We start from the raw sequence: 10,566 nt of genomic DNA, 5'->3' as shown, positions 1-10,566 counted from the left end.
TGTTATTACCGTTGTCCCAACTTTTATTTCTCTCACATCCGCGCTGTCTGTTCCTCCAAAATATCCCCCACCGGTTATTGTTACAGTTGCCGCATTTCCATACACACAATTATTCGGCGTTAATGTTGTTATCACAGGCTCTGCTGCATCTAATGTTATGCCATCTGTAACCGCTGCACTTGTCCAATTACCGGCATTATCTTTAAATTTAGCATATACTGTCTTTGCTCCGTCACCCGCCAATAATGTCCAAGGTAAACTTGTTGCATACGAATAATCCGTCCAACTGCTTCCGTTGTTACTTACCTGCATACTGACAAGACCGCTTCCTGTCCCGTCTGCTGCGGATAATGTTAAAGTCACGCTTGTGCTTGTTGTATATGCTGCTCCGGTATTTACACTGACACTGCAACTTACAGGCGCTATACTATCTAACGTTATTCCGTCCGTAACCGCTGCACTTGTCCAGTTACCCGCATTGTCGCTAAACTTAACATATACAGTCTTCGTTCCGTCTCCCGTCGACAAGATCCATACCTTAGTCATGCCATAACTTTCAGGGATTGACCAGCTCCCCTCCAATCCCGTATTACTGAACTGCATCTGTCCCATTCCGGATTCGCTGTCTATTGCCGACAATGCTAATGTCACCGTTGTACTGTTTGTATAATTTGCTCCGCCGTTTATCGTTACTGTACAGTTTATTGGAGCCGTGCTATCTATTCCTGTTACATTTCCTGCCGCCGCATTATTACTTCCTATTGTATTTCCCGCCAGATCCTTTACCCCTGTTACTGTTATTGTAAATGTATTCCCTAACACAAATGTTAATCCGGTTATTGTTGCAACATTATCCGCATATGATATAGTTGTCCCTGACAGATTTTTATTTGATCCCGCCGGCGATTCCACTTTGTAATTCGAATTATTCATCGCTGTTACTGCTGTTACATCTTCGCTGAATGTAATGTTTACAGTAGTTGCATCAACAACAGCCGTTACTACCGTCGGCAGTACCGTATCCAGCATTATCGTATCTGTCACCGCTGCACTTGTCCAATTACCGGCATTATCTTTAAACTTAGCATACACTGTCTTTGTTCCGTCTCCCGCCAATAATGTCCAAGGTAAACTTGTCGCATACGAATAATCCGTCCAACTGCTTCCGTTGTTACTTACCTGCATACTGACAAGACCGCTTCCTGTCCCGTCTGCTGCAGATAATGTTAAAGTCACGCTTGTGCTTGTTGTATATGCTGCTCCGGTATTTACACTGACACTGCAGCTTACAGGCGCTGCTGCATCTAATGTTATGCCATCTGTAACCGCTGCACTTGTCCAGTTACCGGCATTATCTTTAAATTTAGCATATACTGTCTTTGCTCCGTCACCCGCCAATAATGTCCAGGGTAAACTTGTTGCATACGAATAATCCGTCCAACTGCTTCCGTTGTTACTTACCTGCATACTGACAAGACCGCTTCCTGTCCCGTCTGCTGCAGATAATGTTAAAGTCACACTTGTGCTTGTTGTATATGCTGCTCCGGTATTTACACTGACACTGCAGCTTACAGGCGCCGTGACATCTGAAACCGTTAATGTTGCGCTATTACTTGTTGCATTTCCAAACGGGTTAGAAGCCACGCATCTATATAAAGAACCTGTATAAGAATACGGTAAAGCTGCAGTTGTATAAGTTAAACTTGTTGCGCCGGTAATATTTGAGCCGTTTCGCTGCCATTGATAGGTCGTTGCTCCTGTTGCCGCTATGATAAATACCGCTGTCTGCCCCTCGTTTACGGTTTGACTTGAAGGGTGGGCTACAATGCTCGGAGGAATAGAACTATTATAGTTCATCCCCACAAAAATATTACTGCCGTTAATGGTGGTTTTGGGAACATCCGTAGATGTCCGGGCTCCTGTTCCTGCTTGCTGAACAGCCATATATGTGACCGTACCGGTATCAGCATTTGTACTTTTATCATAGACTTTAAGATAAAATTTCTGATTATAATTAATTGAATAAGGAGATAAATCGACTACAATATTTTGATTTACCGCCCAGTTACCTCCAAGTTGCTGCAGGCAAGGGAAGGCCCAATTCGGCGAAGCGCTGTTATCCCCGCCCTGAAAAGTTACGCCCAGATCTCCTCTCTTAGCATGATTTAAGCCGTAAATACCGTAAACTGTCGGAGAATAACCTATTTTGTCTGTCATTAGGTAACCATACTTCTGGCATTTTGTCTTTACATACTCATAAGAAGCCCAGAAAAAACCCCTGGTTCCCATATCCGCATCCGTTACCCCCCAACCGGTCCCCCAAGAATTCACCAAAAGAAAAGCCCCATATTTTATTCCGGTACCGTCATTGTAGGCTTTATTGTCATCATACCCGATCACGGTTACACCATGCCCGCCGCGGCTTGTTCCGGTATTGCCAAAAAGAACCTGACTATTAGTCCCGCCTGCGTAGTCATTTGGATAGCCATCGTAATTGGTATAAATATACATCCCGATAACAACCAGATCACCGTTCACTATCTGTTGTTTAATATTAGTTATTCCGGCATCAGTAGTTATTGAAAACGAAGAATACGATTGGGCTTTATGAGGAATAGCGTTTCTCCATGCTGTCTCAGAAGGCCAGGTTGTATAACCGGTATACGGCATATCCTGATATGTTGCACTTCCAAAATCCACAACTTTATTTAATACATTAATAAAAAGGCTGCCGTTATCAACACCGCCGTTCGACAAATTATATCCAAACGACGCACTAAATACTCTTTCCGGATTAACAGCGGGATTAGGATTCGTCCAACCGTATTCCTTTGCTTCCTGATAGGTCTTGTAATAATAATCTATTGCCCAGGCGATACAACTGGCTTGAGATCCCTGGTTTCCCACTACAGGGAGCTGTTGCCAGTTTTTTGCCGAAGCAGGCAAAGCATATTTGGTGACCGGATTTAACCCATATTTTTGGATCGATTCTTGCGTCGGCTCAATTTTTGTTATAATATTATACTTCCCCTGATAATATTTTTCTTCTTCCTCGGTAAGCTCTTTTATCCCGTTTCCTGATTTAATCCTGTCTGCAACCTGGGCCTTAGACACTTTAATCTGACTCTTTAATCCGGCTCTATTTTCAGCGTAAACTGAAAAGTAATAGCTTTTTCCTTCTATAAGAGACAGCCCTGTTACATTAACTTTTATATTTAAACCGTTGTCTGTCCATCCCGCCACATCCGTTCCTCCGGCTATGGTTCCTATTGAATACCAATACCTCTCAATTCCGGATTGGTTATCTGATGCGGCATCCCAGTTAGCCGATAAAATATCAGGAGAATAAGTCCTGTCCAGATCATCAATATCCACATTCCCATTTCTTACCTTACCCGGGAAATCAGGCGGAGTAATATCATTTACCATATTTATTCTTACCCCATTACCGGAAGAGGCCCAACTGCTGTTCATTCCTGCTCCGTTTACCGCGCACACTCTCGAATAATAAGTCTTTCCATTTTCGCAGGAATCTATGTTTTTAGTTAAAACATTCCCGGCATATCCGTTGAATTTATCGCTTCCTCCCGGGGTAGTCCCGACCTGTAAGCTATAACCGATTATTCCGCTTTCCGGATCATCCGCTGTTCCTTTTGCCCAATACAAATTAAAAGAATTTTGGGTTGATATTTTACCGTCAGAAACCGGTATTGCAGGCGTTCCGGTAGGAGGCGTTGTATCCCTTTTATCAAGCAAAGCTGAAAAAACATTTATTCTCCCTTTTCCCAGCAAACCTTCATATCCGGGATTTAACAAATCAATATTATCGCAACCGTTTTCTATACTGATTTTAACCTGATCATTTGTTAAATCTGGATATTTGGATAAAATTAATCCCGCCAGCCCGGAAACCATGGGGCACGCCATCGAAGTCCCGCTCATATATTCATATTTGTTATTTGGTAAAGTACCGTATATGGAAGCTCCCGGAGTAAAAACGTCGACCCAAGTTCCATAGTTAGAGAAGTATGCCTTTTTGTCAGAACTATCAGTCGCTCCTACCGCTATTACTTCCGGATAGCAAGCCGGATATATTTCATCTGTAGAATTATTATTGCCGGCGGCAAAAACTAAAACAGCTCCCATTGCTTTTGCGTAATCAATCGCATCTTTTATTATTTGAGACCGGTAGCTGCTTCCCCAGCTGTTACTTATTATTTTTGCCCCGTTATATGCCGCATATCTTATTGCCTCAGCGCAAACATCGGCATAAGAATTTGGAAATACCTTAAGGGCCATTATTTTTGCATCCCAGCAGACACCGGCCGTACCGATACCGTTGTTTCCTTTTGCAGCCATAATACCCGCGCAAATTGTCCCATGCCCGTCATCATCCGCAGGATTATTATTGTTTTCTGAAAAATTCCATCCCCTGATATCATTAATGTATCCGTTATTATCATTGTCCAATCCGTTATCATATACTTCATCGGAATTTGTCCAGATATTATCTTTTAAATCCTCATGGTTAAAATCCACACCGCTATCTACTAAAGCAATAACTACAGGACTTCCTTTGCTGATATCCCAGCCTTGCGTTGCTTTTATATCGAAACCCGCCGGATTCGACAGATGCCATTCTTTATCAAATAAAGGGTCGTCAGGAATCCCGGATTTTTCCTGCAAATAATTCGGCTCTGCATATTCGATATTCGGATCTGATTTATATTCATTTATAATATCCGAAATATTACCAACATCTTTTGCAAATTTTATCTTATAAAATTGAAATAAATCAGGAACATTAACATTTTTATTTTTAATTTTCGAAAATTCAACCCTGCCGGGAGTTTTAAAGGATTTGAAAACCTTCTCTATTTTTAACGCGGCATGTTTTTTGTTAATTTTATCAACTGAAGGGAAATCCGTTGGGCTAAAATCTCTTTCAAGATTCTTGAATTTTATAATTATTTCTTTTTGAGTGAATTTATCTTTCTGCGGAAACCCCTGTGCTCCGGCATCATAACAAACGCTTAAGAAACAAATAATACAGATAAAAGCATTTGGAAAAAATTTGGATTTTTTATTCTTATCAAATATTTTCATAACCCTCTCTTCCTTCCGAGCTCTCAATCGCCACAATATTCATATAATTGTAATGCTCAATAGCGTACCCTATAACATTAATTATATCACAATACTGGATTTTGTCAATGCGGAATTTCCACCATAATTTTGATGCAAAACGATAAAAGCCAAATACTATCAAGTATCATTTAACAAAAGAAACTGAAAGCATTATCTTGTCATCTATGCTTGATACGGAATCCAGTGTCATTTTTTCATTTATTTACAAGAAAATGAACCTCTGCGGACTTATCCTCCTAAAAGACTGGCGGATCCGCTAAGGGCGAGATCTCGTCAGAAACTCTGACGTACAGGCTGTCCGAAGTTTCGGCGAATAGAATTCAACTTTACCCCACTTTATGATATATTTTCTATCGGGAAAAGCTTTGCTTATTATTAATCCCATAAAGTTCTAATTTGAATATTTCTACTTCTTTTTAAAGTAAGATGAGGATCAGCTGTATAATGAGTCCTAAAAGAAATAATCCGCCGAACTTTTTATTGTGATCAAAGGCAAAAGCTACGAACCATAAAGGCCATATATCTGATCTGTAGCCCTCGGGTTTTTCATCGGGTAATTCTTTACTGTAGGCTTTAAAGAGTCCGTAAAATGTCTTGAGCGCAACAAGTGTAATAAGAAGTACGGGATGAAATACTCCGGCGATGACCAGAGCTATTACTATGATATATTGAAGACCGGTCATTATTATTACTGTCTTTCTTGCGGCGCTTTCTCCGATGATAACGGGCAGAGTATTAATGTTTTTCATCTTATCTGCCTCCAGCTTATCAATGTGCTTGCCAAAAAGAACCGTTGTCACGCCGAGAGCATATGGAAGACCGCCCAATACTGCAAGCCAGCTCCATTCATTGGCAGTAACAAAATACGTACCGCCTATCATCAGGGGACCCCAGACTGCGATAACGGCAAACTCTCCAAGTCCGAAATACTTTAACGGCCAGGTGTAAAAAAGAAGAAAGAATGAGCCCATCAGAAATAAAATTAGCGCAGAGATACCGCGCAGCCAGATGAGATAAACACCGAAGGAAAAAGCTATCAGGCCGGTAAATAAAATGTAAAGCATATATTTTTTTAAAGGGAGAAAACCGTTTTCAAGCGGCTGGGGGCCGTACTGGGTACGGTAGTAATTTTCCTTATCCACCCCTTTGATGTAGTCCACAAGATCATTTAGAAGATTATTTGTAGCGTGCGCAAAAGTAAGGCCAAAAAAACAAACAAGAAAAGCAGCCAGGTCAAATTTTCCGTCTATTAAAGTAAAAATACCGCCTACTGCCGACGAAAGCATCGTCATTACAAGCACGGCCGAACGGGTAGAAATAAGCCATTTGCTTATAATGTCCAGTTTGTCCCACTCTTCTTTATTTATTCTCGGGATGATCCTGATTGCCTTGATCCACATTTTAAAGTCCACAGCTGCTCCCCAAAAAAGATTCCACTTCCGCCAGTTATTTTGGGCGGATCTTTTGATTATCCGCCTTAAAGATTGGCGGATACCAAAACATTGTCTGTATCACACTAAGGAAGGCAGATTGAAATGCTTTTGGATTCTCCGCCCTTGGCCCGCCTATTGGCGAGGTCTCGCACAGCATTGTAGCGGACGAGATCTCACCATAGGTGGACACTGACAAAACCTTAATTTTTTAAAAACACATTGCCGTCTTTTACCTCACTGAAACACCTATGCTTAATGCTTACTTCTTCATGAATGGATTAGTTGACGGGTCATTATACATTTTGAGCTGGTAATACATCTTAAGCTTTTTCGAACCTTTTTTGAAATCAGTTATGAGTTCGTCAAAACTCCGGGCCAGGTCTTTTCTTTGTTCAAGTAAAACGTCAACCTTGCCTTTGCATTTCGCTATATGCTCTTTGCCGGCATCCTTGCGTTTTACCTGTTCCTTCATATGATATATTTTTAAAGATATGATCGCAAGACGATCTACAACACTTCCGGGTGTTTCCGTATTTACAGTGGCGTTCTTTTTCGTCTTTACCCCCATTTTCTCAAGCAAGAGAAGTAAAGCCGCATCTATCTCTTCCATCATATTATTTCTTCTTTGGTTAGTTGTATCTATAGCACGTTTAATATTTGCAATTACGGTGTCGGAAAAACTCTTAGCGCGGGCCTGATCTTCCAGGTGCCAGAGGTAGCAGTTAATGACCGCAGAGTCGTTGACAAGCTTTTCTAACCCTTCCTTTTTGAAATTAAGCAGGAGGAGAGCTTCATCCAGCGTGCTTTTCTTAAGCCCTTTCTCAATCCTATGCCAGAAAGAAAGAGTTTTATCGCAAATATTTACAACTTCAGAAGCATTAATTATTTTCATATGTAGATTTTATCAGAATAAGGGCTGTATTTCTATGATAATTTACAGCAAATACAGCCGATTCCACTTCCGCCAATTATGTTAGGCGGATCTTTTGGTGAGATTGCAAAACTATAGGATTCTCCGCCCTTGGCCCGCCTAAAAGCGAGGTCTCGCAACAAACTATTGTTGCGGACGAGATCTCACCACAGGTGGACACTGATACATGAAAACCTCAAAATCCAAGCAGTACCTATTATATCGCCGGATTCTTTTCTCCGGCTTCCTTAAATAGTCACTAGTCAATAGTACTTAGTCATTAATTACAATTGGAATTTATTTCCACACGCCGTACACTTATACTTATTCCCGCCAAAAATGATACTCCAAAGGGTTGGGGTGAACTCCTTGCTGCCGCATTCGGGACATTTTAAATTACTTTTTGCAGCTTCTTTTTCCGGCGAAGTATCTTCATTTATCGTTTTCAAGTAATCTTCAATTATTGCTTTCGCTTCTTCTTCACGTTCATCCGCAACCGCTAAACGCCCGCCGCCGGAATATAGCAAAACAGCCGGTCTCACCAGCTGAGTATATTCATCAAGAAGGACGCATTCTATCTGTGCGGATTCCAAAACACTCTTCACAACCGTCATCGCACCTATGTCGTTCGACTGAAACACAACTTTCATAATCCATATTCTACGCCTAAAAGTATGGAATATGCAACAATGTAGTTGCCTGATTCATCAGGCAGCTCGATTAATCGAGCAACTACATATTGAATTACCCCTGTTTTTATTGTATATTAAGAAATCAGACTAATAAGATATTTTTTTGAAACCGAGAATACAAATTTTATCTTTAATTAAATTCAATAGCTCCTCTAATCCATTCTCGACTTTCGACTTTCTATTTTCTGCATTAAAGGAGTTCGATTGAACCGTAATCTTTGGATAATTATCATCACCTCAGCGGTGTTTGCTGTCTGCATGGGTGTCTATGATTTTGCAATGCCCATCTACTTAAAAGAAATCAATATTTCTTTTGCAAATATGGGTATTATCTTCGGGCTTTCATCCGTACTTATTTATTTTCTCCGTCTTTATGTCGGGGCTCATTCCGACAGGATAGGAAGAAAACCTTTTTATACTATGGGAGTTCTCTTCAGCTCTTTGGGTAACTTTTTAACTCCGGTTTTTGGTTCTATTCTTCCCTTAACAGCGGTAAAAACCGTTCGTGAAGCTTCTCTCATCGTGCGGGACACTATGCGTTCCATTCTGGTCTATGAAAACGGTAAAAAGAATTTCTTAAGCCTCATCTCAAAAACCGTGGGTATGGAGTTTTTCCTGCAGGGTGTCGGAACTATGATAGGCGGTCTGATCGCCACCAGAAGCGCGTTTTTTGCCTGCGGTATTGCTCTTTTTCTTTCCTCTGTTTTCTTTATGTCCTTTTTTAAAGAGGATTTCAAACCGGTAAAGAGCGATAAGGTAGCGCTTAAATTCAAAGACCTGATCAAAATAGACTTGCCGCCAAAGCTAAAAACTCTCACCCTGGCAATGTTTATCATGACCCTCGGAATGAACATCAGCCACTGTTTTATCATGCCTCTCTTTTTTATTCAAAAATTCGGTATTTCGGTAGCAGATGCGGCAGTTGTACTTATGATCCACAGAATGCTTCTGGGCGTTCCGATGTTCATCTACGGTAATTTCATGAAAGGCAGGAACCTTAAATTCATATACATAGTAACCATGCTCTACGAAGCATTAGCAATAAGCGCGGCAGCCTTGATCTCGAATTTTTGGATTGCAGTTACAGTCTGGCTCACCCACGACCTTTTCGGCGCCGCTTTATGGTCGCCTATTCAAAACCATTATGTCCAGGAGTTCGCAAGAGAAAAATCCCGCGGAAGAGACGTAAGCGAAGCCGTTGCCCTGTCATCCCTCGGAGCCGTAATCGCCCCCTTCATAGCCGGCGCCCTCGCCCCGATAGATATTAGCTTACCCTTTCTGGTAAGCGGAATAATAACGGGACTTACAGTGATACCGTTGTTCAAATTGTAATAGAAAAACAATCACTAAGACTTAAGCACTAAATTCTAAGCAATTACTAATATCAAATCACTAATAAATAAAACAACAAAAGCCCACTTATCTGTTTAGTAATTTTATTATTAAATATTTGTTCTTTGTTTAGTGCTTAGAATTTAGATCTTAGTAATTAGTCTAAGCCCTCTTTTTATGCTCTAGCCAAGCCTCCAACCATCTAACCATCCAAGCATCAATCAATATTTACCGAGCTCTTTTGCCAGCCTAATAAACTCTTTCATATCTTTCAAGCTTACATTGCTGGGAATAGAATGGTCGGAACTTTTTATATATCCGCCGCCTTTTTTCATCTCGGGAATTATTTGTTTCATCGCTGTCCAGAGAGGGTCCCCGCCTTTTTCCATCAAGACTGCATTTAATCCGCCGTGAAATGCGAGCTTGTCTCCGAACTTCTTTTTCAATCCGACAGGATCCATTCCGGCTTTTACTTCCAGCGGATTCAGCATATCAAGACCCATGCTCACGAGCTCAGGAACAAAAGGATTTATATCTCCGCAGGAATGCATATATGCCTTCATTCCCTTCTTATGAGCATAGTCTATTGCTCTCTGATGAACAGGTTTTAAAAGCTGCCTGTACATATCAAGAGAAAAAAACTGCTTTCCCTTGTAACCCATATCGTCATACCACATGAACTCGTCAAATTTATAACCTTCTTTTTCCAGGAGTTCATACAGCCCGATTGCAACATCCAGTTCATGATTGAACATATCTACACACCACTCCGGCTCCTCAAACATAGCGATAAGAAGCCGCTCGGTACCCACCATTGAAGAATGCGTTATATCAAAGCCAAACCACAGATTAAACTCCAGCCACCAGCCATCTTCTTTCCAGATTTCATAATTATCCTTAAGCCTCTTCCAATCTATCCTGTCTTTTGAAGGAAACATTGCTTCTTTTGCCTTCTTCTGCAATTCCCCCGGTTTAGTGGACTACTTGTTAAGTTGGTAATAGTCGCTCTCTGACTGATCGGGACTTTTGTACCCGTTGTACGAGTGCAGGC

5 protein-coding genes and 1 pseudogene are annotated in these 10,566 nt (G+C 41.1%); 1 reads left to right on the top strand and 5 read right to left on the bottom strand.

Annotated elements, in window-relative coordinates; genetic code table 11:
* The 4 genes and pseudogenes from A2536_10650 to A2536_10635 all read right to left on the bottom strand — a co-directional run bounded on the left by A2536_10650 (position 1) and on the right by A2536_10635 (position 8,141).
* Positions 1-5,106 (bottom strand): annotated as a pseudogene (locus A2536_10650) (hypothetical protein).
* A 458-nt stretch (positions 5,107-5,564) separates the two neighbouring features.
* Positions 5,565-6,548: a ubiquinone biosynthesis protein UbiA gene (locus A2536_10645; GenBank protein OGF44194.1), complete on the bottom strand. Its 984-nt coding sequence runs from the start codon at positions 6,546-6,548 to the stop codon at positions 5,565-5,567.
* A 292-nt stretch (positions 6,549-6,840) separates the two neighbouring features.
* Positions 6,841-7,473: a hypothetical protein gene (locus A2536_10640; protein OGF44193.1), complete on the bottom strand. Its 633-nt coding sequence runs from the start codon at positions 7,471-7,473 to the stop codon at positions 6,841-6,843.
* Between the two features lie 302 nt (positions 7,474-7,775).
* Positions 7,776-8,141 (bottom strand): hypothetical protein, encoded by a 366-nt coding sequence (locus A2536_10635; protein OGF44192.1) that lies wholly within the window; start codon positions 8,139-8,141, stop codon positions 7,776-7,778.
* Between the two features lie 246 nt (positions 8,142-8,387).
* Between A2536_10635 and A2536_10630 the strand changes: the two genes are divergently transcribed.
* Positions 8,388-9,515 (top strand): hypothetical protein, encoded by a 1,128-nt coding sequence (locus tag A2536_10630; GenBank protein ID OGF44191.1) that lies wholly within the window; start codon positions 8,388-8,390, stop codon positions 9,513-9,515.
* Between the two features lie 221 nt (positions 9,516-9,736).
* Here A2536_10630 and A2536_10625 read toward each other — a convergent pair whose 3' ends face one another.
* Positions 9,737-10,477, bottom strand: a complete 741-nt coding sequence (locus A2536_10625; protein OGF44190.1) for a hypothetical protein — start codon at positions 10,475-10,477, stop codon at positions 9,737-9,739.
* Positions 10,478-10,566 lie beyond the last annotated feature (89 nt).

It is taken from the genome of Candidatus Firestonebacteria bacterium RIFOXYD2_FULL_39_29 (genome assembly GCA_001778375.1).
Taxonomy (GTDB): Bacteria; Oederibacteriota; D2-FULL-39-29; order D2-FULL-39-29; family D2-FULL-39-29; genus D2-FULL-39-29.
Note: the sequence above shows the minus strand (reverse complement) of the source record. Positions and strands in the feature narration are given on the sequence as shown.